The sequence below is a fragment of the Caldalkalibacillus thermarum genome (genome assembly GCF_014644735.1).
Lineage (GTDB): Bacteria > Bacillota > Bacilli > Caldalkalibacillales > Caldalkalibacillaceae > Caldalkalibacillus > Caldalkalibacillus thermarum.
In genome coordinates this window covers 33560-60407 of the sequence record NZ_BMKZ01000009.1, presented here as the reverse complement: position 1 = coordinate 60407, position 26848 = coordinate 33560, and the positions used below count along the sequence as shown (strand labels likewise).

The window sequence follows — 26848 nt, the reverse complement described above, 5'->3', positions numbered from 1 at the left end:
ACATTAAGATTGACACAAATCAGCTTTTATCCCCGGTATTCCCCGAATTCTTCTCGCAACACATTGCAAATTTCACCAATAGTGGCGTAAGCCCGGACCGCATCCAAGATGGGGGGCATCAGGTTTTCTGTCCCCCTTGCTGCTGCTCTTAACCGGGACAAGGCCTGTTCCACTTTGGCTGAGTCACGCCTGGCTCTCAAATGGTTTAACTTTTCTTTTTGTTTTTCTCCCAGCTTAGGATCCACCCGCAAGATTTCCGGCTGGGGCTCATCATCAATTTGGAACTTGTTCAATCCTACAATGATATCTTCTCCTGATTCAATCCTTTGCTGGGCTTCATAGGCTGCCTTGTGAATCTCCCTTTGCATGTAGCCCTGCTCAATGGCTTTGACTGCGCCGCCCAGTTGTTCAATCTTGTCCAAATAGCGGTACACCTCTTGTTCTATCTTATCGGTTAGCGCCTCTACATAGTAGGAACCGCCAAGTGGATCAACCGTGTCACCCACACCGCTTTCATAAGCAATGATTTGCTGGGTTCTTAAAGCAATTCTGGCCGATTCTTCCGTTGGCAAGGCTAAAGCTTCATCCTTGGAGTTGGTATGCAAGCTTTGGGTTCCTCCTAAGACGGCACTCAAGGCTTGAATCGTCACGCGCACAATATTGTTGTCCGGCTGTTGGGCCGTCAAAGTAGAGCCTCCTGTTTGTGTGTGGAAGCGAAGCATCCATGACTTTTCTTTTTTGGCTCCGAAACGTTCTTTCATCAGCTTGGCCCAGATGCGCCGTGCGGCACGGAATTTGGCAATCTCTTCAAAGAAATTGTTGTGGGCATTGAAGAAGAAGGCCAGCCGCGGGGCAAACTGGTCAATTTCCAGTCCCGCTTCTAAAGCCGCTTCCACATAGCTGATCGCATTGGCCATCATGAAGGCCAACTCTTGCACTGCCGTTGCCCCGGCTTCACGGATATGGTAACCGCTGATGCTGATCGTATTCCATTTGGGCACATGCCGGGAGCAGTAGGCAAAAATATCGGTAATCAGACGCATGGAGGGCTGGGGGGGAAAGATATACGTTCCCCGGGCAATATATTCTTTAAGAATATCGTTCTGGATCGTGCCAGACAGTTTTTCAGCAGGAACCCCTTGTTTCTCTGCCACAGCAATATACATGGCTAACAAAATGGCAGCGGGTGCATTGATCGTCATAGAAGTACTGACTTGATCCAATGGAATGCCCTCAAAGAGCGTTTCCATATCCTCTAAAGAATCAATGGCCACGCCGACTTTTCCCACTTCTCCTCTGGCCATGGGATCGTCAGAGTCATAACCGATCTGGGTGGGTAAATCAAAGGCAACACTTAAACCTGTCTGTCCTTGTCGCAAAAGATAGTGAAAGCGTTTGTTCGTCTCCTCAGCAGAGCCAAAACCGGCATATTGGCGCATGGTCCATTGCCTGGCCCGGTACATGGTGGGATGTATCCCTCTGGTAAAGGGATACTGGCCCGGAAACCCGAGGCGCTCCATATACTGGTCATCCAGCTGTTCAGGCAAATACAATCTCTCCACAGGAATACCCGAAGAAGTTACAAATACCTCTTTTCTTTCTGGAAACTTGGCGATCAGTTCTTCCGTTTTACGCCGCCATTGTTCGTATAATTTGCGAAACTCTTCTTCTTTAGACAATTTGATCCACTCCTTTAACCTTGGTTGTTCCCTTTGGTTTCAACACTTGATTCCTATATTTCACTGCTTAAGCATATTGAAAGAGGCTCCGCTTTTTCGTTATCATATATAGAGTGACAAGATATTTTGATTCAGTTATTGAAGGAGGTAACCGCATGCTGCCAAAAAAACTAGTCAAAACAGTTGTCTACATTGTCATTGTGGCACTTGTGCTCTCCACATTATTGATGGGTATCGGCTTATTTGCTTATTAAGCCATGGGATAAAACGCTTACAATAATAGTAGAAAGGAAGATAACCAGATCCGGTGATCTGGGTTATCTTTTTTTATTTTATCTTTAACCGGTTAGCTGCTTCTACCATCAGGTTCAGAATCCTCATGCACCCTGAGCCCATGGGGCTCAAACTGAAACTCTTCCACAAAAATATGTTGATAGACCTGCATCACTTCCGCCAGATCTAACGGGTGATCCAAAAGTTTGGCCATGGATGTCACCCCATATTCACGGATCCCGCAGGGAATAATGTACTCGAACATGGACAGGTCGGTGTTCACATTCAGGGCAAAACCGTGACTGGTGATAAAACTTTTAGATTGGCGGCCCCGGTTAAATTTGACACCGATCGCCGCTATTTTTTCATCTCCTACCCATACCCCTGTATAGGGCGGCTTGCGCCCCGCGTCAATGTCGTAGCGTGCCAAGGTTTTGATAATGGTTTCTTCCAGCATGCGCAGGTACAGGTGGGCATCATTTTTCCAGCGTTTAAGCAGGATCAGAGGATAACCGACCAGCTGACCAGGCCCGTGGTAGGTGATGTCACCCCCGCGGTCAACATTAGCCAGTTCAATCCCCTTCTGTTTACACATCTCTTCAGAAATGAGCAAATGCTCTTGCCGGCCGCCACGGCCAAAGGTATACACATGATCATGTTCCAGAAGGAGAAGAGACGGCAGACGTTCGTGCCGGTCAATTTCAGCCACCCATTCTTTCTGTCTGTCCCACATGGGATCGTAGGGTTGCTTATGTCTAAAAATATGTGTTTCCAGCCAATGTTCGTTCCAGTTCATCCTCTGTTCTCTCCTTACAGAAATAAATAACGGTGTTAATTCTATTATACCTTGTCACAACTAAACCGACCAGTTCGTCTGCCCATCACGAAACATTTTTTAAACTTGTTTCGACTTCAAGAAGAGGCGGGCGTATTGCTTATTTTGGCGCGCTTTATCGGTCAGGACAGCATGCAGAACCAAATCAGCAAACATATCAGCAATCTCCCCAATGGTATAGAGACCGTCTTCCTTATACCATTTATAAGTCCAGTTAATCATGCCAAAAATGGCCATGGATGTGATCGGCACAGGAACATCCGGGCGGAATTCACCGCATTTAATCCCCTCCTCAATCACTTTAAACATCATATCTTTATATCGGTCCCTCTTCTGTTTAATCTTCTTAAAGTATTCAGGAGAAAGGTATAAACTTTCCTGGTAAAAGACAGTCACATGGGCCCGGTATTGCTCAAACATCATGACAAACGACCTGACAATGGCATACAATCTCTCCGTGGGTGTTTGCCACTCTTCGTAAGCTTCTTGGGCTTTGTCCAGAACATAGGAGATAAATGAATCATGAATGATATATAGCAGCTCATCTTTCGATTTAAAGTTGTGGTAAAATCCCCCCTTTGACGTTCCGCTTTCCTGCACAATCTGATCAACGGTCACCCCGTGATAACCACGTGCTTCAAAGAGCTCTAGAGCCGTTTCCAAAATTCGTTCCTTTGTTGACTTCTGTGGCATTGATATTCCTCCACTTTACTTTGCACTCAGTAAAGATGGCATCAGACCGGCTTGGCCAGCCAGATGTACCTGATCACCAGAGAAAATTGTTTGGACCGACTAGTCAGTATTATGTTCAAGAAACGGGCCCCGTGGCCCGTTAATACAAACTCATCCCCTCGCCCATGGCTTCCAGTTTCTGTTTAATGCTTTGCAGAAAACGGCCGCAAATGAGACCGTCCAATATGCGGTGGTCCAGAGAAAGACACAGGTTGACCATGTCCCTTACAGCGATCATGTCGTTTTTGACCACAGGACGTTTGACGATCGCTTCCACACTCAAAATAGCGGCTTGCGGGTAATTAATAATGGGTTGGGACAGGACAGAGCCAAAGGAACCGGTGTTGTTCACGGTAAAGGTGCCACCTTGTATGTCATCCTGTGTCAACTTGCCTTCCCGGGTGCGGCGGGCTAAATCATCGATGGCTCTGGCCAGACCCAGAATGCTTTTTTCATCGGCATTTTTAATGACTGGCACAAACAGGGCATCCTCAGTGGCCACAGCAATGGAGATATTGATCTCCTTCTTCTGGATAATTTTATCCCCTGCCCACTGGGAGTTGATCATGGGGAATTCTTTCAGCGCTTCCACTGTGGCTTTGATAAAGAACGGCAGATAGGTTAAGTTTACGCCTTCTTTTTGCTTAAATTCGTGCTTTACTTTTTCCCTGTACTTAACCAGCTCGGTCACATCCACTTCCACCATGGTCCAGGCGTGGGGTGCTTCATGCTTGCTTTGCACCATCTTGTTGGCAATGGCCCGGCGGACAGCACTGACCGGAATTTCCGTATCCCCGGGTCTGGCTTGGATATGGGCCGGCTGGGCAGCCCGTTGCTCAGCTTGATAGACGGCTGCTGCCGGCTGAGCAGTGGCCTGTTCTTCTTTTGATGTTTGTTCGGTTGGTGCGGCTTTGGCTTCTGCGGCTGCACGTGCTGCTTTGGTGGGGATGTTGCCGCTTTCGATCAGCTTCAGAAGGTCTTTGCGGGTAATGCGTCCCCCGCGACCCGTTCCTTCGACCTGCTCCAGGTCGATGTCATGCTCCTGGGCCAGCTTCAAGACAGCAGGTGAGTATCGCCGCTTCATGCTAGGCTCGTCTTTGTCGTCTTGCGCTTTGTGGGCTTCGGCCTGCTGATCCCCTTTGCCCTGTTCTGCATCAGCCACCTGATCAGCAGCGCCTTCTCCGTCTTCTTCTATGTAGCAGATCAGGCCGCCCACTTCTACGGTTTCCCCTTCCTGGGCCACGATTTTGGCAACCGTTCCGCTGTAGGAAGAGGGCACTTCAGCATTCACTTTATCCGTAATCACTTCACACAGGGGATCATACTTATTGACATGATCCCCTTCTTTAACCAGCCACCTGCCAATTGTTCCTTCGGTCACACTTTCGCCTAATTGAGGCATGGTCACCTTCGTTGCCATGGTATCCCTCCTTCTTGTTCTGCAACGGTTTAAAATTCGGCCAAATCACGAATCGCTTGTTCAATTTTATCTACATTGGGCATAAAGAATTTTTCCATTGTGGGGGCATAGGGCATCGCCGGAACATCTGGACCTGCCAAGCGTTGGACCGGCGCATCCAGGTCAAACAGGGCTTTCTCCGCAATGATGGCTGCCACTTCGCTCATGACACTGCCCTCTTTGTTATCTTCCGTGATTAACAACACTTTGCCTGTTTTTCCCGCAGCTTCAACGATCGATTCTTGATCGAGAGGATACAATGTTCTCAGATCAAGGACATGGGTGCTGATGCCCTCTTTTTCCAGGCGGTCAGCGGCTTGCAAGGCGTAGTGTAACATCAATCCGTAAGAAATCACGGTTACATCGTCCCCTTCCCGCTTCACATCCGCTTTGCCGATGGGCAAGGTGTAATCTTCTTCAGGCACCTCCCCTTTAATTAAGCGGTAGCAGCGTTTATGCTCAAAAAACAGGATGGGGTCATCGGAGCGAATGGCTGCTTTTAACAATCCTTTTACATCGTAAGGCGTGGAAGGCGCTATAATCTTCAATCCAGGGGTGCTGTTAAACATGGCTTCCACACTTTGGGAATGATATAAGGCACCATGTACCCCTCCCCCATATGGCGCGCGAACGACCAGGGGGCAGCTCCAGTCATTGTTGGAGCGGTAACGGAATTTAGCTGCCTCATTCACGATTTGGTTCACCGCAGTCATGATAAAATCAGCAAACTGGATTTCAGCAACAGGCCGCATACCATAGGCCGCGGCGCCGACGGCCACCCCAACGATAGCTGATTCGGCCAAAGGCGTATCGATCACCCGTTCTTCCCCAAACTGCTCATATAATCCCTCGGTTGCACGGAACACGCCCCCGCGCTTGCCTACATCTTCCCCAAGCACAAACACCCTGGGGTCCCGTTCCATCTCTTCTTTTAAGGCTTGTGTCACCGCGTTAATATAGGAAATGACCGCCATACCCTCATACCTCCTATTCTTCGGCATAAACGTACTTCAACGCATATTCTGGATCAGCGTAAGGGGCATTCTCAGCATATTCAGTGGCTTCATCCACTTCTTGCTTAACCCGGGCTTCAATCTCTTCTACCCGTTTTTCCGTCAACGTCCCAGTTTCCAAAAGATAATTTCTGAACTTAGCAATTGGATCTCGTTTTCTGGCTTCTTCTACCTCTTGCGGATCACGGTAAGTCCGGTCATCATCGTCGCTGGAATGGGCTGTTAAGCGGTAAGTGGTCGCTTCAATCAGCGTGGGACCTTCTCCGCGGCGGGCCCGGTCAGCTGCCTCCTTGACCACTTTGTAGACCTCCAGCGGATCATTGCCATCCACTTTAACTCCAGGCATACCATAACCCACAGCCCGGTCCGCCACACTTTCACAGGCGATCTGTTTGGAGACAGGCACAGAAATGGCGTATTTATTATTTTCACAGAAGAAAATCACCGGCAGTTTGTGCACCCCGGCAAAGTTTAGGCCCTCATGGAAGTCACCCTGGTTGCTGGAACCTTCCCCAAAGGAGGTAAAGGCGACAATATCCTTACCTTCCATTTTGCCGGCCAGGGCAATGCCGACTGCATGGGGAACCTGTGTGGTTACAGGTGATGAACCAGTCACGATCCGGTACTTTTTAGAGCTGAAGTGTCCAGGCATCTGTCTGCCGCCGCTGTTGGGATCTTCTGCCTTGGCAAATCCGGACAACATTAAGTCTCTGGCCGTCATGCCAAAGGCGATCACCACACCAACATCCCTGTAATAAGGCAGGACATAATCTTTGGAACGGTCCAGGGCAAAGGCCGCGCCCACCTGGGCCGCTTCCTGACCCTGACAAGATATGACAAACGGAATTTTACCGGCCCTGTTCAACAGCCACATTCTCTCATCAATCTTACGGGCCAAAAGCATGGTATAATACATTTCCTCTACATCTTGCGCCGTTAAGCCCAATGCTTCGTGACGCTTTTCAGTCATACAGATAACCTCCTCGCCAGGATAGTTAGGAGCCTTAGGCATGAATCTCCAATCCTTCAACAGCCATAGCGGCTTCACCAATCGCTTCAGATAGTGTAGGATGCGGATGAATGGTCTGAGAAATCTCCCACGGGGTTGCATCCAGCACTTTAGCCAGACCGGCCTCGGAAATCAAGTCAGTGACATGGGGACCGATCATGTGCACCCCGAGCAAATCTTGGCTTTTGGCATCCATGACCACTTTGACAAAACCGGAAGCATCCCCCAGAATGAGCGCCTTGCCAACCCCTTTGAAAGAAAACTTGCCTGTTTTCACTTCATACCCTTGCGACCTGGCCTCTGCTTCAGTAAGGCCGATACTGGCCACCTCAGGACGGCTGTAAGTACAGCGGGGCACATGGTGAGGATTTACCGGGGCCGGATCAAGCCCGGCAATGTGTTCTACGGCCACAATGCCCTCATGGGAGGCAACATGGGCCAACTGCAAGCCGCCAGTCACATCCCCAATGGCATAAATGTGTGCTTCTGCTGTTTGACCGTATTCATTGACTTTAATAAAACCTTTTTCCAGTTTAATATCCGTATTTTCCAAGCCGATACCTTCGGTGTTGGGCACCCTCCCCACCGATACCAGCATCTTCTCAGCGGTAAAAATCTCCTCCTTATCCCCCCGCTTGGCCGTGATGGTGACTTGATCCCCGTTAATGGTCAAGGTCTGTGGCAGCACCTCGGCACCAGTCACCACTCTGACTTTGCGCCGTTTTAACAGGCGTGCCATTTCTTTGCTGATCTCTTCATCTTCTTGGGGCAAAATGCGCTCGGCATACTCAAGTACCGTCACCTCCACGCCAAAATCGCTTAACAGAGAAGCCCACTCAATGCCAATCACACCGCCGCCCACAATGATCATCGATTGTGGCAGTGCTTCCAGTTCCAGTGCTTCATCACTGGTCAGCACATGGGTGCCGTCAATCTCCAGGCCAGGCAAGGTTCTGGGTCTGGAGCCTGTGGCAATAATGAGATTCTTGGGCACCAGCATTTCATTTTCTTCACCAGTGGTTTTTTCTACTGAGATGGTTCCCGCAGTAGGTGAAAAAATGGAGGGGCCCAAAATGCGGCCATAACCATGATAAACGTTTATTTTGTTCTTTTTCATTAAATACTGAACACCCTGATGTAATTGATCCACAATTTTTTGCTTGCGTTCATTCACTTTTTGAAAATCATAACCCACATCCTGAGCCGTAATCCCCAAGCTTTCCCCATCCTCTTTCAAGGTGGCATACACCTCTGCACTTCTGAGCAAAGCCTTGGAAGGAATGCAGCCTTTATGTAGACACGTGCCGCCTAATTTTTGAGCTTCCACTAAAGCGGTGGAAAGGCCCAGCTGGGCTGCACGGATGGCGGCCACATACCCTCCGGGCCCGCCCCCCAGAATAATCACATCATATTCTTTAGCCACTTGTTGTTACCCCCTTTAATATGTTTTCCACTTCTTGTGCTCCCGTTTGTTCAGTGGGGTAGGTTTTGGCCTCTTCTTCTCCGCGCAACACACGCAATCCCCCTTCGGCCAGCGCCTGCAACTCATTTTCCCCGGCCATCACTTCCACAGGGGCAATCCACTCCACCCGCTTTTTAATCATCTCTACAAATTGTTCTCCATAGGCCAGGCCGCCTGTCAGGATAATAGCATCCACATCCCCTTCCAATACAGCCGCACAGGAGCCAATCTCTTTCGCGACTTGATAAGCCATGGCTTCATAAACCAACTTGGCCTTTTTATCTCCCGCTGCGATCATCTCTTCCACTTTGCGGGCATCATTGGTGCCCAGATAGGCCACCATCCCTCCCCGTCCAACCAGCTTCTTTAAAATTTCACCAGAAAAGTATTGCCCGGAAAAGCTGAGTCCAACCAGGTCACCAGCGGGGACAGTTCCTGCCCGCTCAGGTGAAAAAGGACCGTCTCCATGCAAACCGTTGTTCACATCAACCACCCGGCCGTAGCGATGGGCCCCTACGGTGATGCCGCCTCCCATATGGCTGACGATCAAGCGCATCTCTTCATACTTTTTCCCCTGCTTTTTGGCATACCGCCGGGCTACTGCTTTTTGGTTCAAAGCGTGAAAGATGCTGCGGCGGGGGATTTCAGGCACCCCTGAGATGCGGGCCACCGGATCCAGTTCATCCACCACAACAGGATCGACAATAAAAGCCGGAATATTTAATTGTTGAGCGATTTCATTAGCAATGATGGCTCCCAGATTGGAGGCATGTTCCCCGAAGCGTCCGCTTCTCAAATCCTTCAGCATTTCCTCATTCACCACATAGGTCCCCCCAGGGATGGGCCTTAGGACACCCCCCCGTCCAACAACAGCGTCCAGCTTTTGCAAGTTGATTCCTTCTTGATTAAGGGTCTCCAGGATGATTTCTTTGCGGAAATGATATTGATCCATTACACTGCGGTACTTGTTCAACTCTGACGCATCGTGCCGCAAGGTATCTTCAAAGATGGGCCGTTCATTGTCATAAATGGCAATCTTGGTGGATGTAGAACCTGGGTTAATCACTAATAAGCGGTAGACTTTGTGTTGTTCCATCTTGCTCACTCCTATTCCGCTTTGCCCTGCTTTAACCTTTCATGTTTAAAATGTTTTTCGGATTTTGCAAAAAGGTGCTTCGGGCATTTTTGATCGCCTGAATGCGTTCTTCTGCCATCCGATCTGCCGCCCGGTAAGTGGGGATATTGTCGCGGCGGGAAATCTCAAAAACTTTTTCTATATTATCATAAATGGTTTCTACTTTCTTCATGGCCCTGTCCCGGTTATAGCCTAATAGCTCATCGGCAACATTGATGAGTCCACCGGCATTAATCACGTAGTCGGGTGCATAATAGAAGCCCATCTCATGGAGCAGGTCTCCGTGGCGTTCTTCACGCAACACGTTGTTGGCCGCCCCGGCGATGACCCGTGCTTTAAGCTTGGGGATGGTTTCATCATTAATCACCCCGCCCAGTGCACAAGGGGCGAAAATATCACACTCCACGCTGTATATATCGTCAGGGTCAACAGTTTCAGCCCCAAAGGCTTCGACAGCCCGTCGCACAGCTTCCTTATTAATGTCAGTCACAATCAGCCGGGCTCCTTCTTCATGCAGGTAACGGCACAAATTGTAGGCCACGTTGCCCACACCTTGCACGGCAATGGTTTTTCCTTCCAACGAATCATCTCCCCAAGCTTGTTTGGCTGTTGCTTTCATCCCTTTATAAACGCCGTAAGCCGTTACAGGAGAAGGATTGCCACTTGATCCAAACGCAGGAGAAATGCCAGTGACATAATCGGTTTCTTCATGGATAATATCCATATCTTCCACAGTGGTACCCACGTCTTCTGCAGTAATGTAACGGCCGTTTAGCCCTTGCACAAAGCGGCCGAAGGAGCGGAACAGGGCTTCACTTTTATCTTTGCGGGGGTCGCCGATAATGACTGATTTTCCCCCGCCTAAGTTTAATCCTGCTGCGGCTGCCTTGTAAGTCATCCCCCGGGCCAACCGCAGTGCATCTTCAATGGCCTCTTCCTCTGAGTCATATGTCCACATCCGGCATCCGCCCAGCGCGGGCCCAAGGGTTGTATCGTGGATACAAATGATGGCCTTTAAACCGGATGCTTTGTCTTGACAGAACAGCAGCTCTTCGTAATCATATTTCTCCATATACTCAAACAGTTTCATGTCGGATCCCTCCTGTTAATAGAGAAACTGAATAAATGTAAACCAGTTTAATAAAGCTAAAGACATATCATTAATGATGAATGGTGACGTACCTTTGCGCATATAGGCTAGCCTTGGTTAAGGAGACAAACGGCCAAGGCCATGGAATATAATTTGTCTTCCATACTGTCCGCCCGTGAGGTGAGGATGACCGGCACCTCGGCTCCCACCACTACAGCTGCGACCTTGGCCCTGGCAAAGTACACCAAGGACTTATAGAGCACATTACCCGTTTCAATATTGGGGACAAGCAAAATGTCAGCCTGACCGGCCACGGGAGAGCGAATCCCCTTATGCCGGGCAGCTTCAACCGAGACCGCATTGTCCAAAGCTAAAGGCCCGTCAACTTCACAGTCTGTGATTTGACCCCTTCTGGCCATCAACGTTAAACTGGCAGCATCAAGGGTGCTTTGCATCGCTGGATTAACCACCTCAACCGGTGCCAGAACAGCCACCTTTGGCCGTTCAACACCCGCTGCCCGGGCGACCTGCACGGCGTTTTGAATAATCTCTGCTTTTTGCTTGAGATCTGGAGCAATATTCATAGCCGGATCAGTGATAAAGATCAAACGGTCGTAGCCAGGAACCTCAAATGCAGCCACATGGCTCAACAAACGTTGGCGTTTCAGCCCCTTTTCTTTATCCAGCACAGCTTTTAACAGATCAGCCGTGGGAACCAACCCTTTCATCACCGCGTTAGCCTTACCCTCTCTCACCAGCTGAACCGCCCGCTGGGCAGCCTGACGGGGATTAGGTTCATGTACAACGGAAAGGGATTGTAAGTCAAGTTCCACACTGCGGGCTTTTTCTCTTATTTGGTGTTCATCACCAACCAGGTAAAAATTAGCCAAGCGCTGCCCTAGTCCCTCCCGTACAGCTCTTAAGACTTCTTCATCCGCAGCTTGAGCAACGGCAATCGTTGGTTGGGCATATTGAGTTGCTGTCGTGATCAGACTAGAAAGCTTCATTCTGTTTCACATCCATTCTGCTCGGTACTCTGTCTCTTATCTCAGTATAAGCCTTGTGGGATGAAATTAGCAGTGCAACCCATGATAATACATGCAAAATTTATGCCAACATAAAAAACAACATCAGGAATGGAAATGTAAGCGCTTCATAACAACAATAAAAAATTTTTGGCAGGTTTCCCGCCTCTACAAATTCCCCATTTTCCTTGAAATATATTGCGTAGTGTGAAATTTTTTTCTTGATAAGAATTGCATATCTTCCCCCTTCGTAGGGGTAGCCCTAATGCAGACCGTATTTTTGCAGTTTATAATACAAGTTGCGTACCGAAATCTTTAGTTTTTGGGCAGCTTTAGTCTTGTTTCCATTACATTGGGATAAAACCTGCTGAAGATATTTTTTCTCAAAGTTGCCCACGACTTCGTCAAGCGGCAGAATATTCCCGTTAGAAGGCAAAGCATGATCAGCCAATGAAAGGGGTCTGTCTGCCTCTGGCCGGTCATCAAAATCAAACTGTAAAGGGGGCAAATGACGGAGTTCCAGACGTTCTTCAGTAAAGCGCATCTGAATAATGGCCCGGCTGATCACATTCTCCAACTCTCGCACATTTCCCGGCCAATGGTAAGATTTCAGGCGTTCGATAACCTCATCCGCCACAGAGGAAATATGGCGGCCATATTCCATGTTATATTTGTTAATAAAATGCTCGGTTAATAAGCGGATGTCATCGTCTCTGTAACGGAGCGGAGGAATAATAATGGGCAACACATTTAACCGGTAATAAAGATCTTCCCGAAACTTCTTTTGCAGGATCGCTTCTTCCAGATTGACGTTGGTTGCGGCAATGATACGCACATCAACAGGGATGGTTTTTGTCCCGCCGACACGGACAATCTCTTTTTCTTGCAACACACGGAGCAGCTTGGCTTGAGTGCTCAGTGACATTTCTCCAATTTCATCCAAAAAGATGGTTCCCCCGTTTGCCTCCTCAAACAAACCTTTTTTACCACCCTGCTTGGCACCAGTAAAAGCTCCTTCCTCATAGCCGAACAATTCGCTTTCCAGTAACTGCTCGGATAAAGCGGCACAGTTGACACGCACAAACTGGTTAAATTTGCGTTCACTTGCATTATGGATGGCATGGGCAAACAGCTCCTTACCTGTCCCAGATTCCCCCCTCAGCAAGACGGTGGCTGACGTATAGGCCGCATTTTTGGCCTGTTCGATGGCGGTTCGGACCGGTTCACTTTCTCCGATTATATCTTCAAAGGTGTACTTGGCTTCCAAAGTACGTATAATCCGTCTCGCCCGGTCCAGTTCCTTGGTCAACTTTTTTATTTCGGAGATATCATGAATGATCCCTACGCTGCCCTTCAGCTCGCCATCCACCATAATAGGGGCGACGTTAACCACAACATCCTTGCGGTACTTGCCCACTTTCATGGGAACGCCGCGCACAGGCTTTTTGGTTTTTAGCACCTGCATGTGCATGCTTTCTCCCTCGGAAATATCCACATCCGCCGGCTTGCCGATCACATCTTCTGCCTTTAAGCCAGTCAGCCGCGTATAAGCCGGATTAATCATCAAACCGATGCCGTTCTGGTCAACAACAGAAATAGCATCTTCAGAGGAATTTATGATCGCTTCAAGCAAGCTGCGCGTTTCTTTTAAGTCTAGCACCTCTTCAGCCAAGGTGGTCACGTCGGTAATATCCCTGAAGACAGCCACCGCTCCGATCACTTCTCCGTCTGCAGAGATAACCGGGACGCGGTTGGTGATGATTCGTCTTTCGTTGTTTAACCATTGTTCCTGATGCAACTCAGGCTGCCCTGTTTGAAGGACTATATTTAGCCGGCTGTTTGGAATCCAGTCTTGAGCCGGTTCTCCCAGCACATCCTCCGCTTTTAAGCCCGTGATTCTTTCTGCCGCCCGGTTAAACAGCGTAATAATCCCCTTCTTGTTGACAGCCATCATGCCATCATGGGTGGAGTTTAAAATGATGTCCAACTCATGGTGATGATGGCGCAGCTGTTGAATCAGGTTTTCTTTTTCCTCGATCAGACTCATGATAATCCGGGCGATGCTTCCGGGAATTACCACTGCATGCTTGGGTTTAATCTGGCGCAAATGATGAAAAACGGATTCGTCTCCAGTGGTTTCAATAATCACTTCCACATCATCACTAATCATTCGGGTATAGTCCGTTCCAGTGGGAATACCATACTTGCGGGCCTCCTTCATCCCCGGAGCATTAACGTTCCGGTCCGACACCCCAATCACCTTGAGTGATTCCATATGCTGCAATGTTTTAAGCAGCGCTGTGCCACCGCTTCCTGCACCGACCAGAAAAATTTTTTTCATACCCATCCCCCGCTTGTTCCTCTCTTGAATAAGGTGACCGTGAATAAGGTGAACTGAAAAATATTGCAGACTCTTTTAGTGTAACCCTTTTCAAGTGCAGGTGCAACAAAAGTGTTAGACAAGCTGTTCGATTTTGGTTACAGTAAATGAAGAAGAGCAAGGAAGGGAAAGAAGCAGCATGACCATTCAACGCTTTATTTCTATACTGATCCTAGTGATTCCCGGGGCTCTCGGGGTGTATGGCTGGACATTGATGCGTGAAGCTTTTTTCACCAACTTTACGCCGGAAGGTTTCCAGTGGGACATGTTTCTCCTGGGGTTTTTCCTGTTTGTAGTTGGTGTGGGATTTGTAGGGGGGTTTATCTTTTACCGGGACAAAAAAAGACGCTACGGCCGGCGGTTTAAAGATGACCTGGACGACTAAAAGTCCGCAGTGACTTACAAGCTTTATTATTTTTTTACAAGCCCCCAACCGTCCATCAATTTCAACCAGCGGTGTTGCTCAATCCAGGCGCTGATACTGATGCGTTCAGCGGCAATGGTCAGTATCATGAAAAAGATGACAAACATCGCCACTAATATAAGAGGTGCATGGACAATCAGCTGAAAGCCAAATATTCCTCCCAAAGCCATAGAACCGGTATCCCCCAGCATGGCCATTCGCCGCCGGTCATATCCGAAAAGCAACACTGTGGAACAAAGCACGGGCAATGTCAAAAAAAGCAGCGTAGCCGCAGATACAAAAGGAATCACTGCCAGTGAGAAAAGCCAATAACTTTTTAATGCTCTTCCCGGCCGCACATCAAGCAAATTAAAAATATGCATGCTCAGTACAAGCGCCAGGGAAAACAACATGAATTCTCCATATGACGAACTAAGCTGCCAACAGACAACCAAGGCAACTAGCAAACCAAACACGGCTTTGGCCAATCCTGACGTCATATGCTTTTCCGCAACAAGTTTGCCGAAGTGTCCTTTAAATCCCTTCACCTCAGGATCTCCCCAGCGGTCATCAATCCAGCCCAACGAAGTTAAACTGAACAGCATCATAGCGAACAACGAAATGGTCTCCAAGGTAAACATGGGTAACGGAGCGACCAGGAAATGCAACGTAAGCATGATACCAATAAACAGAGCGTAATGCATGAAAAGATTAAGACCAAAGCCTTGGACGACCACTTCCTGTTTATAGTTTAGCGCCGTCCACCCTAGACGCTGGAAAAGATGATACATCCTGTCGGTTAAGGGCCAAACCAGGCCCATATAGATCATGAAGCCAATGATCCATTCCTTAATCGCTCCATTCCCCCTTACTCATGAACATCCATGTTTTGTTTATGGAGTGCCCTTGACATCTTTTCATTAACAGGGACACCCATGCTTACCGTGGCGCTTCAGCTTGCGCCTTTCTTAATTTGAGTGCCTGTTTGACAGCTAATCCCTGTTTAAAACGGTGCCAAAAACCGTCCAGCGTCTTTCCCCTTTCACGGTGGGTAAAAGGAACCTCCACTTCCTGAATCGTTAAGCCGGCCTGCAAATAGTCAATGGTCAGGCCCACTTCAAAACCGAATCCTTGATCACCTTTATAACTGCTTAAAAACTGTTTTTTCCGGACCGCCCTCTGCCCCGACAACGGGGCTTCCAACCACACGCCTGTTTGCCTGTAAATCCCCCAGCTGGCAAAGTGTTTGACGAGTCCAAGCCCCCCTTTTTTGGTTTTAGGCAAAACAGCGATGGTCATATCAGCACAATGATCTTGAACGGGCTGGGGCAAGTTTTTGGCCAGGCTGGCACTATGTCCCAAATCTGCATCAAGAAAGAGTAAAACCGGGGCTGAAGATTGATAAACGCCGACCATCATCGCTGCTGACTTGCCTTTGTTGCGCGACAGGCGAATCACGTGGGGCGTGTAGATGCGGGCTTGATGAAAAGTGTTATCTTCACTGCCGTCATCGACGACAATAATTTCTCTGAACCAGTCCCCACTGTGTAGTAATGCCGAAAGGGTCTGGCCAATGTATTGCTCTTCGTTATAGGCAGGAATGATGATACTCACTTGATCCACATGTAACCCACCTTTAGGACATGTTTAATCAACCAATAGCAACCCCGCATCTTCTGGTTTAATAACTGGCTTAATAAAGGAGGGCATCCAGATAGGAACGGGCTGAGGAGATTCTGGAATTAAGCTTAGACGGAAAAAGATGATGAATCCCTTTGGCATCCAACAGTTTTCCTCCCAACTTAAAGCGGACCAGCAGGGTGGAGGCCATTCCTTTTCGCCCTTTTTCCAAGAAGTCAAGCATGTGGGTGTGACTGCCCACAGAGACAATTAATCTGGCTCCCGCCTCATAAGCAAGAAGGTGTGCGGCATCTTCACTCGTGCCAAAGCAGGGAAAAAGATGGGCACAGAGTCCCAGTTTTTGCACCACTTCCATTCCAGGTGCCCGGCCGTTTTTATAGGCGTGGACCACGATCTCAGCGCCAGAACAGAGAGCATAGTGTGAAATACTGTCCATATCTCCACAAATCACATCTGGCTTCATTCCACACTCCAAAATAGCATCTGCTCCGCCATCGACCCCAATTAGGACAGGTTGCATTTCCCTGATATAGTTTTGCAGGGCCATTAAATCCGCCATGTAACCGCTTCCCCTCGTGACAACCACCACATGCCGGTTGCGCATATCAGTGGCCAACTTTGGGATGGGAATCGAGGTCAAGATTTCTGGCAGCTCTATGAAGGCATTGCTCAGGGTGTTTTCAACAAACTTTTGCAGCCGGCTGGTCAGGTTGGCTTGAGCCTGTTTTAGTTTGCTAAGGATATTCTGGTAAGTATATGGGGTTAATGAACTCAAAAACATGTGTTGTTCCTCTTCTTTCAGCCACAACTTACTACCTGTAATACCGATGATGTGGCCTTGGTGCAACACTTGTTTCACTTTGTCTGGGTCATCAACATCATAAACAGGTACTCCATGTTCCAAGAGACGGATTGTACCTAAACTGGGATAATCACCTGACATTGAGGGCTCATAGTTTAAAACCCCTTTTATGTTCTTTGAAATGAGGGCCAAGGCCGCCATTTCATCGATATCCTTATGTTCAATCAACGCAAAAGCACCTTCAGGTATCCACTGCACAAGCTGTTTGGTACGATGATGAAAATAAACAGGTCCATAACTTGTGGTGGTCAGCTGGTTATTCATGTCGGTCGCTCCTTGAGAAGTCGTCTCCTCTTTAGTATGGTCAAATCTTGAGCAGAACAACACAAAAAAAAGAAGAGAGTTCGTTATGACTCCCTTCTTTCGTTCAGTTCCTTTCAACCGGCTTTATATTCTAAGCGCAGCTTATCGGCCACCATGGCAATAAATTCTGAATTGGTTGGTTTTGCCTTATGGCTGCTCACCGTATTGCTAAACATCTTATTAATGGAATCCATGTTGCCCCGGTTCCAGGCCACTTCGATGGCATGGCGAATTGCCCGTTCTACCCGGCTTGGTGTGGTGTTATATTTTTTGGCAATTTCTGGATACAAAATTTTGGTGATCGAACCCAATAATTCAAGATTGTTGTAGACCATGGTAATGGCTTCCCGCAAATAGAGATATCCTTTGATATGGGCAGGTACTCCAATTTCGTGAATAATCCCCGTGATCCGTTCATCCAGACTTTTTTGCTCGTACGGTGGTTTGACTGCCACAGAAAGGCTTTTATAAGCTGCCGTGGAAACAGTGGCTGGTTTATGATTAACCATCAGCTGGCGGATCCTTTGGGCAAGGATATCCATTTCAAACGGCTTCAAAATATAGTATGATGCACCCAGTTCAACAGCCCGCTTGGTTACATCCTCTTGTCCGAAAGCGGTCAGCATGATCACTTTGGCTTGCAGTCGGAATTTTTCGCTGCGTAACCTTTCCAAAACAGCTAAACCATCTAAATGGGGCATAATGATATCCAGGATGATGACATCCGGTTCTACTCTCTCCAAAATATCTAAAACCTCAACCCCATTGTAGGCGGTTCCCACCACTTCCATATCTGTTTGTTGGGAAAAATAGTCTTCCATTAATTGGACAAATTCATGGTTATCATCGGCCAGGACAAGTTTGATTGGTTTCACGCACTCTTCTCCTCCTAACGATCAATAATCTGGCAAGAAAAAGGCACTATATTCCTGTTTCGACATGAAACCTTTACCTTCCTGCCAATTCCTTCAGGTTTTCTCAAAAAAAATAATTTCCCTTTTATTTCGATCTTTTCCCAGCTGATTCGACACAAAAAAAGAAACCAAGGCTTAACTTGCCTTTGGTTTCTGTTCAGATTGATCGAGGAGTCCGGCATCATCCAGCATCCATTCGATGAATAAACCGTATCCGCTGGTTGGATCGTTAACAAAGACATGGGTAACCGCCCCAATCAGCTTCCCGTCTTGAATAATGGGACTTCCGCTCATCCCCTGCACAATTCCACCTGTTTTATTTAATAATTCCGGGTCCGTCACCTTGATGATTAACCCCTTGGTGGCTGGAAATTTTTGTTCCATTATTTCCACTATCTCTATGTCAAACATCTCCACTTTTTGTCCCTCAACAACCGTTAAAATCTGAGCAGGTCCCTTTTTCACTTCTTCACTTAATCCAACGGGAATAGGGTTGTCGATAATGCCATTTTTTACCGTTTCTTTCATATGACCAAAAATGCCAAACGGTGTATTCTTCTTAACATCTCCAAGTACTCTGTTTTTGTGGATTTGGCTCAGCTTTTCACCTGGGCCCCCACGCACACCTTTTTCTATGGCACTGACATTCGATTCAAGAATGGCGCCCTCTCCCACCACGATGGGTTTCTGTGTATCCATGTCAGTAATAACGTGACCCAACGCCCCATAAGCACCTGTTTCAGGGTGAATAAAGGTCAATGTTCCTACACCAGCAGCAGAATTGCGGATATAAGCACCTAAGCGGTAAGCTTTTTCCCTTTTGTCATAAATGGGTTTCACATCGACAGTCAGGGTTTCTTTTCCCCTTAGAAGCTCAATGTTTAGCGTTTCGTCATTTTCTCCAGCCTTATTGACGATGTGACTGATCTCCTCCAGCGTTTCAATGGATCGGCCATTTATTTTGACAATCATATCCCCAATGCGGATGTTGGCTTGTTCAGTTGGAGATATTTTCCCTTCTTCGGTGTCAATAAAATGGTATCCGACAATCAGTGGTCCCACTGATTGCAGTTGGACACCGATGGATTGCCCGCCGGGATAAACTTTTAACTCAGGCAGGACGTTAACTTTTACCTTTTTGAGCGGCACATTGCCCACCTTAACTTGCACCTGTGTCGTCCCAGTTCCAATGGCCTGTATCACATTTTCTTCAGTTTTGACCACTTGCAGGTTGTCACTTGCGACCTCTCCACTGACAGGCAGAGAGGAGGGGAAGCTGAAATATTTGCCTTCATAAAGGCGAATTTCATCAGGAATTGATGCAAAGGCTTGGAATGGCGTTGATGTGACAATGAACAGGGTTAAGGCCACTAAACAAAGCCCGATTATTTTTAGTTTTGTCTGGAACAACGATAATCACTCTCCTGCTTCCCTACCTACACCTCCACGTGACTTATCTATAATGTTGCCTTTGGCCTATTCAAATATAACTTGACGCCAGCAAAAAAGCTATCCTTATCTGGATAGCTTCTCCTGCAAGTGGGCTTTAATGTTTTCAGCCTGCTGGATCAATTCCTGTACATGTTCTTTAGTTGTTTCTGTCAAATGATGGCCGCTCATCATGCGGGCGATTTCCAAGTGGCGTCCCTCACGATCTAGGGGAATCACCGTTGTTTCCGTTCCATGGTCACCAGTTCGCTTCATGATGTATAAATGGTGATCGGCCATGGCAGCCATCTGGGGCTGATGGGTGATGCAAATCACTTGACGATCCAAGGAGATCGTGTACAACTTTTCAGCCATGGCTTGTACCACTCTGCCGCTTACACCCGTATCAATTTCATCGAATATTAAGGAGGTAACGGGCTCCAGCTTGGCAAACACGGTTTTCAGTGCCAAAAGCAACCGGGATAACTCTCCGCCTGAGGCAATCTTGGCCAGTGGTTTGGGCGGTTCCCCCGGATTGGGGGCGATCAGCCACTGGATCTGATCCCAGCCTTCCTGACTAATCCACCGTTTTTTACCCCGGTATTCCACTTGATCACTGCCTGCACCTAATGGAGAAAAAGCAATGTCTATTTCCGTTTGGTCCATATACAGCCCTGCTAATTCCTGCTTTATGGCCTGCGTTAAATCTGCGGCAACCTCTTTCCTGATTCGCGTTAACTGTTCAGCTTCAACCGCAAGATCCAGAAGCAGGTTTTCCCTTTGTTTCATAAGTTCAGCCATGCGCTCTTCCCGATGTTCCAGGGTATCCAGTTCTTCTTCAATTTTAGAAGCATAAGCCAAAATTTCGTCAACCGTTTTGCCATATTTTCGTTTTAACTGCTCAATTTTCTCCAGCCTGGACTCAATTTCATGAAGCCGTTCAGGATCAAATTCGATTGATTCAGCATATTTACGGCATTCGTGAACGATATCTTCAACCTGATAATACAGTGATTCCAGCCTTTCAGTGTAAGGCTCAAGGCTTTCATCAATCTCTGCACATGCCCTCAGCTCATTCATAGCTACAGCCAGGGAGTCCATGGCCCGCCCGTCTCCATACAGGGCGTCGACCACCTGTTCCATTCCCTGATACAACTTCTGGGCATTTCCTTTGACCCGCCTTTCTTTTTCCAGCTCTTCATCTTCCCCCGGTACCAGCTCTGCGGCAGCAATCTCTTGATATTGATAGCGGAATAAATCCAGCCGTTGAGCGAGTTGCTGTTCGTTCTCATTCAGCTGTTTGATGGTACGGTTCAATTTCTTTAACTTGTTGAACAAGGAAAGATATTCTTTTTTATGGGAAGCGATCTTTGCTTTGCCATATTCATCAAGCAAAGCAAGATGCCGCTCCTCAGCAAGTAAATGCTGGTGTTCATGCTGACCCTGAATGTCCAGCAAAAGCTGTCCCACTTCCCGCAAAACGGCCAGGGTGACTAACTTGCCGTTTATGCGGCAAATATTTTTACCCTTGATGTTAATATCCCGGCGTAAAATGAGCATGTCATCCTCAAACTCGATGCCCAGCTCAGAGAGCAGGGAACGGGAAGGATGTTGCTCGGGAATACTAAATAAACCTTCAATCTCAGCCTTCTGCTGTCCGTGACGCACATAATCAAGCGATGCCCTTCCTCCTACAAGCAAAGAGATCGCCTCTACTAGCATTGATTTTCCAGCACCCGTTTCCCCGGTCAACACATTAAACCCTGGTTCAAAGGCGATGGTTAATGAAGGAATCAGCGCAAAATTACGCATCGAAAGCTCCACTAACATATGTATCCCTCATTTTCACTTCAAGCTTTCACAACAAGTCTAAAAAGCGTTCAGCTACCCGTGGTGCATCTTCTTTTTTTTTGCAAATGATTAAGATGGTGTCATCACCGCTAATATTACCCATCACTTCAGGCCAGTCAAGATGGTCAATTAAAACACCGATCGTATTTGCATTTCCAGGCAATGTTTTTAAGACGATCAGGTTTTCCGTATGGTCAATGCTGACAAAACAGTCCACCAGGACCCGCTTTAGTTTCTGCAACGGATTGTATCGCTGATCAGCCGGCAGGGAATACTTGTAACGTCCATTGGCTAACGGTACTTTAATCAGACTCAATTCCTTTATATCCCTGGAAACGGTTGCCTGGGTGACTTGAAAACCCTCTTCCCGCAAACGGTCAACCAGTTCATCTTGGGTTTCAATATCATATTTACTAATAATTTCCCGGATGCGTAAATGACGTTGACGTTTGTTCACCATCTGCACCTCCTTCATTTATCCAAGCCTTGGTGAAATTTATCACGGATCACATCAAAAAACGTGCGGTCTTTCCACTTGATCAGTATCGTTGTGTAGGGGGAGCGGCGGATGCGAATTTGATCGAACACTTCGAGCTGATAACCAATTTGACCGTCAACAGAAAGGCCGATCTCCTGATGGGTAGCACTTACTTCAATGGTAATTTCTTCAGTAGGAGACAGGATAATCGGCCGGGCTGTTAAGCTGTGTGGACATACAGGCGTAATCAGCAAAGCCTGCATATTTGGCGCCACGATTGGACCTCCTGCTGACATGGAGTAGGCGGTTGAGCCGGTGGGGGTGGACACAATCAGACCATCTCCATAAAAAGTATTTAACACTTTATTTTGCAAAAATATTTTACAGGTGATCATGCGGCTGTATGACCCTTTGGCAATGCCAATATCATTCAAAGCATGCCAAGTTTCAATCAGCTTGCCGTTGCGGATCAGCTCAGCTTGAAGCATCATGCGGTTTTCTGTCTGATAACGTCCTTCCAGAAGCGCTTCAACAACATCAGGTAAATCTTCTGGTTCAGCCTCAGATAAAAAGCCAAGGTACCCCAGATTAATACCTAATATGGGAATAGCATAGGGGGCAAAATCTCTGGCAATGCCTAAGATCGTACCGTCTCCGCCAAACACAAACAAGATGTCAGCATGCTTATAAAAATCGCGATAGGGAACGGCAAGATCTTTGCGGTCCACATAGTCGGCCACTCTCTGTTCCAGGACAACCCGGATCCCTTTTTTCTCAAGGTATGGGATTAATTCCCGGGCTACAATCAGCGCTTTCGGTTTACCACGGTTAATGGCTAAACCAATGGTAAGTGTTTTCATGACGTCCTCCACTTTCTCCTCTTTTCTTCTCCTATCCAGCTATAATGAATAGTGGGCCTGTTTAACAACCTGGCCAATCACAGGCCGCCAAGCGTCTATCCCCTGCTCTGTTTGCTCCTTCACTCCAGGTTCAGCTTTAGATAACGCTGCCAAAAATTCAATGTTCCCTTCTCCTCCGGTAATGGGCGAATAATCAATGCCTTTAATGAAGAACCCCTCGGCAAGCGCTTGCTGTAATACGTTGGTTATGACCTCTTCATGTACACAAGGATCCTTGACCAATCCCTTCTTGCCCACCTTTTCTTTACCTGCTTCAAACTGAGGCTTGATCAGCACGACAGCCACACCACAGGGTTTAAGAATATCATACAACACGGGCAAAATTAATCCCAATGAAATAAAGGAAACATCGACAGTGGCCACATCAGGCTGTCCATGTTTAAAATCGTCCACCTTGCAATAGCGAAAATTGGTCCGTTCCATGATGATGACCCGCTCATCATTCCTGAGAGACCAGTCCAGTTGCCCGTAGCCCACATCTAGGGCATAAACCAATTTGGCTCCGTGTTTGAGGGCGCAATCGGTAAAGCCGCCGGTGGAAGCACCCACATCCACAACAACTTTATTCTGTAGATCCAGCTTAAACGACCGGATGGCTTTTTCCAGCTTAAGCCCCCCACGGCTCACATAAGGAATGGGCGAGCCTTTCACCGTTAACGGTGTGTCAACAGGAATTTTCATTCCTGGTTTGTCAATTCTTTCCGAGTGAGAAAAAACCAAACCTGCCATGATGGCACGTTTGGCTTTTTCCCGACTGTCAAAATATCCTTTTTGAACCAACAATATATCGACACGTTCCTTTGGTGCATACTGTTTCGGTTTCATCTTAAGCCCTTTGTACTTTCCTTTCCCTCAAATGAAGTTGTTTAACATGATGAACGATATTCTCAACCGTCAGGCCCACTTCCCGACGTTGCTCAGCCACGCTGCCATGTTCCACAAATACATCGGGAATGCCAAGGCGCTTAACCGTAATATGTTCATAGCCTTGTTCATTAAAGAATTCCAAGACAGCGCTGCCAAAGCCGCAGCTAACAGCATGTTCCTCTACTGTAAGAAATTTCAATCCTTGGTCAGCCAGCTCTTTGAGCATCTTTTCATCCAGAGGCTTAATAAAGCGGGCATTGACCACATAGGGCTTTAACCCTTCTTTGGCCAGTTGGTCTCTTGCTTTAAGGGCCAGCTGAACCATGGGGCCGACGGCTAGAATCGCCACATGATGGCCCTTCTCCAGAATTTCCCATGTCCCCACTTCAATCAGCTTAAACTCCCCGATCGGAACGCCTACGCCATTTCCCCGCGGGAAACGGACAGCTGTTGGGCCCTTAAGATGCAAGGCCGTATATAAGAGATTCCGGAATTCATTTTCATCTTTTCCCATCATAATTTTGATGTTGGGCAACATCCGCAAGTAACCAATATCATACACACCCTGGTGCGTTTCGCCATCACCACCCACCAGGCCAGCCCGGTCAATAGCCAGACACACATCTAGATTTTGCCGGACAATATCGTGGATAACCTGATCATAACCCCTTTGCAGGAAGGTGGAGTAAATGGCGCAAACCGGTTTCATCCCTTCAACAGCTAGTCCTCCACTCATGGTCACGGCATGCTGTTCGGCAATACCCACATCGTAAAAACGATCAGGGAACCGTTCCGCAAAAGGGTTGAGTCCAGAACCTGAAGACATTGCCGGTGTGATGGCAACAATGCGCTCGTCACGCTCTGCCAGCTCAATCATCGCTTGTCCAAACACATCTTTATAATTAGGAGGGCCTTCAACCGGTTTGATCAATTCACCAGATTCAATCTTGTACGGGCCAGCTCCGTGCCAGGTATCGGAATCAGCCTCAGCGGGCGCATAGCCTTTTCCTTTCTTCGTGACCACATGCATGAGAACAGGTCCTTTGGTTCGCTTCGCTTGCCGGAAACAGGTCTCTAACTCAGACACGTTGTGCCCATCAATAGGGCCCAAGTAGGTGTAGCCCAGTTCTTCAAAAAAGATTCCCGACACAAGCAAGTACTTCAGGCTGTCCTTCACCCGCTCTGCTGTCCGAGCCAGTGTCCCGCCGATCGCGGGAATTTTTTTGATCAGATATTCAATTTCCTCTTTAGCCCATTTGTAGTGCTTAGCTGTCCGCAATTTGCCCAGATGGTTATGCAAAGCGCCAACATTGGGTGAAATAGACATCTCGTTGTCGTTTAAAACGACGATGATATCCTTTTGCTCATGGCCAATATGGTTAAGGGCTTCCAGGGCCATTCCCCCTGTCATGGCTCCGTCACCGATCACGGCTACAATATAATAATCCAAACCGCGCAAATCACGGGCGATGGCCATGCCCATGGCAGCAGACAGGGAAGTGCTGCTGTGTCCCGTTTCCCAGATATCATGTTCGCTTTCACTGCGCTTGGGAAAGCCACATAAACCTTTGTACTGGCGCAGGGTATCAAATTTGTCCATCCGGCCCGTCAATATTTTATGTATATAGGCCTGATGCCCCACATCCCAAATAATTTTGTCTTTGGGGGAATCAAACAACTTATGTAACACCAAGGTCAGCTCCACGACACCCAGATTGGGTGCCAAATGGCCTCCTGTTTTGGACAATTTCTCAATCAAAAATTGGCGAATCTCTGCGGCCAACTGGTTTAACTGAGCCGGAGAACAGTTTTTTATTTGTTCTGGACTCTTAATATCCTTGAGGCGCATAGGAACCCTCGCTTTCATCGCTCATTTCCATTTCTGCGGGAGCCGCGTAAGTGACCATTTGAGCGGCGCCGCTTTTTCTTCTTATTTTTCCTATCAAAAATGGAAATATGAAATTTTTTATTTATAAAGTAAAATAGCTTGCCTACGGTCAAAATGATCTGTATTGAAAAATGGATGGCAAATGATTTCCCCAGAGCCTTTCCGCCAACAGTCAAGGCAGCTACCAAGCTGGTAAAGACAACACCAACCAGCATGTGTAAGGCAGAGCCTTCGGCATATCCCAACTCAAATGCCAGCTGTAAAATGACAATCGCACTGGCAGTACCGCTGACAATGCCGCTGATATCACCAATCACATCGTTACAAAAGCTGGAGAAACGATCGGCATTGCGGCAAATATAGATGGCTTCTTTAGCACCGGTAATTTTTCTGGAGGCCATCGACCGAAATGGCACCTCATTGGCCGCAGTTGCAGCGATGCCAATGGTATCAAAGACAATGCCGATCAGGACAATGATGATCACCACCAACATGCCGATGGCCAGCGGTGCCCCGCTTAAAATGAAAGAGGACACAATTGAGAAAATTGCCGCTAACACCAAGGTGATAACGGCAATGGCTGTGCTCCAACTCAGGGCATGCTTCCATGAAAATTTCATCGTTTTCCTCTTAATCCATTAAATTCCTTATCCATTAAAACAGCTTATACGTTTTTATATTATACTCTTTATATTATAACGAACGTTAACAACAAGCAAACAAAAAAATTATGTACTCCGCAGAGGGTGGTCACATGGTGGGTAAACATTACGGCTTAGGTCCAGTAGGTTTTCCCAAGCGGACACCGAAGCGTCGCCGCTTCGGCGGTTTCCCTTTAAGCCCGCTTCAACGCTGTCGCCAGACGTTGGACTGGATTGCCACTTAGTCCGTACTCTAATCCCCACCATGCGTCGCCGAAGCGAACAGTCTAGGAGATTTCCTCAACAATCCTGACTTTTTCCTAGCCTCTTTTGCAGTGTAAGTTTCAAATAGCATGAGCTTTAACCTAGTTTGCCAAACTAGGTTAAAACCCTTTAAAGCTATTATCCCCTTACACCACTCAAGGCAGGCTACGCTGCCATCATAGCCGTTCTTAACGGCCTGATTGGCAGGTTTTCCCTAAGCCCCGCTTAGGTGTACAAGTAAGCGAGAACTTAGGTCTCCGCGGTAGCAGGGTCAACGCCCACATGCCTTTGTGGAT

At 47.6% G+C, this 26848-nt stretch carries 25 protein-coding genes; 3 read left to right on the top strand and 22 right to left on the bottom strand.

Annotation, left to right across the window (positions count from 1 at the left end):
- Positions 1 to 26: 26 nt before the first annotated feature.
- Positions 27 to 1679: an acyl-CoA mutase large subunit family protein gene (locus IEW48_RS05255; protein WP_188622882.1), complete on the bottom strand. Its 1653-nt coding sequence runs from the start codon at positions 1677 to 1679 to the stop codon at positions 27 to 29.
- Positions 1680 to 1834: 155 nt separating this feature from the next.
- On the opposite strand from IEW48_RS05255, the gene prli42 reads away from it, so the two are divergent.
- The gene (gene prli42, locus IEW48_RS05250) at positions 1835 to 1933 is read left to right on the top strand and encodes a stressosome-associated protein Prli42 (RefSeq protein ID WP_007503762.1); all 99 of its coding nucleotides are present in this window, start codon (positions 1835 to 1837) and stop codon (positions 1931 to 1933) included.
- A 92-nt stretch (positions 1934 to 2025) separates the two neighbouring features.
- Here prli42 and lipB read toward each other — a convergent pair whose 3' ends face one another.
- The 10 genes from lipB to IEW48_RS05200 all read right to left on the bottom strand — a co-directional run bounded on the left by lipB (position 2026) and on the right by IEW48_RS05200 (position 14053).
- Positions 2026 to 2748 carry a lipoyl(octanoyl) transferase LipB gene (gene lipB / locus IEW48_RS05245; RefSeq protein WP_188622881.1) on the bottom strand — a complete coding sequence of 241 codons (723 nt, stop codon included), beginning with the start codon at positions 2746 to 2748 and terminating at the stop codon, positions 2026 to 2028.
- 99 nt (positions 2749 to 2847) lie between these two features.
- Complete coding sequence (locus tag IEW48_RS05240; protein WP_188622880.1) at positions 2848 to 3480, bottom strand: TetR/AcrR family transcriptional regulator; 633 nt, start codon at positions 3478 to 3480, stop codon at positions 2848 to 2850.
- Positions 3481 to 3619: 139 nt separating this feature from the next.
- Positions 3620 to 4939 carry a dihydrolipoamide acetyltransferase family protein gene (locus IEW48_RS05235; protein ID WP_188622879.1) on the bottom strand — a complete coding sequence of 440 codons (1320 nt, stop codon included), beginning with the start codon at positions 4937 to 4939 and terminating at the stop codon, positions 3620 to 3622.
- Positions 4940 to 4968: 29 nt separating this feature from the next.
- A complete protein-coding gene (locus IEW48_RS05230) occupies positions 4969 to 5952 on the bottom strand; it encodes an alpha-ketoacid dehydrogenase subunit beta (RefSeq protein ID WP_007503766.1) in 984 nt (327 codons plus the stop codon).
- Between the two features lie 13 nt (positions 5953 to 5965).
- Complete coding sequence (locus IEW48_RS05225; protein ID WP_188622878.1) at positions 5966 to 6961, bottom strand: thiamine pyrophosphate-dependent dehydrogenase E1 component subunit alpha; 996 nt, start codon at positions 6959 to 6961, stop codon at positions 5966 to 5968.
- 34 nt (positions 6962 to 6995) lie between these two features.
- A complete protein-coding gene (gene lpdA, locus IEW48_RS05220) occupies positions 6996 to 8423 on the bottom strand; it encodes a dihydrolipoyl dehydrogenase (RefSeq protein WP_188622877.1) in 1428 nt (475 codons plus the stop codon).
- Positions 8416 to 9558 (bottom strand): butyrate kinase, encoded by a 1143-nt coding sequence (gene buk, locus IEW48_RS05215; protein ID WP_188622876.1) that lies wholly within the window; start codon positions 9556 to 9558, stop codon positions 8416 to 8418. The genes lpdA and buk overlap by 8 nt, the downstream gene beginning before the upstream one ends.
- Positions 9559 to 9589: 31 nt before the next feature.
- Positions 9590 to 10687, bottom strand: coding sequence for a Leu/Phe/Val dehydrogenase (locus IEW48_RS05210; protein WP_188622875.1), 1098 nt, complete (start codon positions 10685 to 10687; stop codon positions 9590 to 9592).
- A 107-nt stretch (positions 10688 to 10794) separates the two neighbouring features.
- Positions 10795 to 11694: a phosphate butyryltransferase gene (gene yqiS / locus IEW48_RS05205; RefSeq protein ID WP_188622874.1), complete on the bottom strand. Its 900-nt coding sequence runs from the start codon at positions 11692 to 11694 to the stop codon at positions 10795 to 10797.
- A 280-nt stretch (positions 11695 to 11974) separates the two neighbouring features.
- Positions 11975 to 14053 carry a sigma-54 interaction domain-containing protein gene (locus IEW48_RS05200; RefSeq protein WP_188622873.1) on the bottom strand — a complete coding sequence of 693 codons (2079 nt, stop codon included), beginning with the start codon at positions 14051 to 14053 and terminating at the stop codon, positions 11975 to 11977.
- Positions 14054 to 14231: 178 nt separating this feature from the next.
- Between IEW48_RS05200 and IEW48_RS05195 the strand changes: the two genes are divergently transcribed.
- On the top strand, positions 14232 to 14477 hold the full coding sequence (locus IEW48_RS05195) for a DUF2627 family protein (RefSeq protein WP_188622872.1): 246 nt from the start codon (positions 14232 to 14234) through the stop codon (positions 14475 to 14477).
- A gap of 26 nt (positions 14478 to 14503) precedes the next feature.
- On the opposite strand, the gene IEW48_RS05190 is transcribed toward IEW48_RS05195, so the two are convergent.
- The 11 genes from IEW48_RS05190 to IEW48_RS05140 form a co-directional block, all read right to left on the bottom strand.
- The gene (locus tag IEW48_RS05190; RefSeq protein WP_188622871.1) at positions 14504 to 15325 is read right to left on the bottom strand and encodes a UDP-N-acetylmuramyl pentapeptide phosphotransferase; all 822 of its coding nucleotides are present in this window, start codon (positions 15323 to 15325) and stop codon (positions 14504 to 14506) included.
- A gap of 109 nt (positions 15326 to 15434) precedes the next feature.
- A complete protein-coding gene (locus IEW48_RS05185; protein WP_007502487.1) occupies positions 15435 to 16118 on the bottom strand; it encodes a glycosyltransferase family 2 protein in 684 nt (227 codons plus the stop codon).
- Positions 16119 to 16188: 70 nt separating this feature from the next.
- Positions 16189 to 17262 carry a putative cytokinetic ring protein SteA gene (steA, locus tag IEW48_RS05180; protein ID WP_007502485.1) on the bottom strand — a complete coding sequence of 358 codons (1074 nt, stop codon included), beginning with the start codon at positions 17260 to 17262 and terminating at the stop codon, positions 16189 to 16191.
- A 113-nt stretch (positions 17263 to 17375) separates the two neighbouring features.
- Entirely contained in the window at positions 17376 to 18122 is a 747-nt protein-coding gene (gene spo0A / locus IEW48_RS05175) for a sporulation transcription factor Spo0A (RefSeq protein ID WP_371874826.1), read from the bottom strand.
- A gap of 228 nt (positions 18123 to 18350) precedes the next feature.
- Positions 18351 to 19625, bottom strand: a complete 1275-nt coding sequence (spoIVB, locus tag IEW48_RS05170) for a SpoIVB peptidase (RefSeq protein WP_188622869.1) — start codon at positions 19623 to 19625, stop codon at positions 18351 to 18353.
- Between the two features lie 105 nt (positions 19626 to 19730).
- A complete protein-coding gene (gene recN / locus IEW48_RS05165) occupies positions 19731 to 21473 on the bottom strand; it encodes a DNA repair protein RecN (protein WP_188622868.1) in 1743 nt (580 codons plus the stop codon).
- A gap of 28 nt (positions 21474 to 21501) precedes the next feature.
- The gene (ahrC, locus tag IEW48_RS05160) at positions 21502 to 21951 is read right to left on the bottom strand and encodes a transcriptional regulator AhrC/ArgR (RefSeq protein WP_188622867.1); all 450 of its coding nucleotides are present in this window, start codon (positions 21949 to 21951) and stop codon (positions 21502 to 21504) included.
- Positions 21952 to 21965: 14 nt separating this feature from the next.
- Entirely contained in the window at positions 21966 to 22832 is an 867-nt protein-coding gene (locus IEW48_RS05155) for an NAD(+)/NADH kinase (protein ID WP_188622866.1), read from the bottom strand.
- 39 nt (positions 22833 to 22871) lie between these two features.
- Positions 22872 to 23717 (bottom strand): TlyA family RNA methyltransferase, encoded by an 846-nt coding sequence (locus IEW48_RS05150; protein WP_188622865.1) that lies wholly within the window; start codon positions 23715 to 23717, stop codon positions 22872 to 22874.
- 1 nt (position 23718) lies between these two features.
- The gene (gene dxs, locus IEW48_RS05145) at positions 23719 to 25608 is read right to left on the bottom strand and encodes a 1-deoxy-D-xylulose-5-phosphate synthase (RefSeq protein WP_188622864.1); all 1890 of its coding nucleotides are present in this window, start codon (positions 25606 to 25608) and stop codon (positions 23719 to 23721) included.
- Positions 25609 to 25622: 14 nt separating this feature from the next.
- Positions 25623 to 26267 carry a hypothetical protein gene (locus IEW48_RS05140; protein ID WP_188622863.1) on the bottom strand — a complete coding sequence of 215 codons (645 nt, stop codon included), beginning with the start codon at positions 26265 to 26267 and terminating at the stop codon, positions 25623 to 25625.
- A 137-nt stretch (positions 26268 to 26404) separates the two neighbouring features.
- Between IEW48_RS05140 and IEW48_RS17395 the strand changes: the two genes are divergently transcribed.
- Positions 26405 to 26533, top strand: coding sequence for a hypothetical protein (locus IEW48_RS17395; protein WP_268236538.1), 129 nt, complete (start codon positions 26405 to 26407; stop codon positions 26531 to 26533).
- The last annotated feature ends 315 nt before the right edge of the window (positions 26534 to 26848 follow it).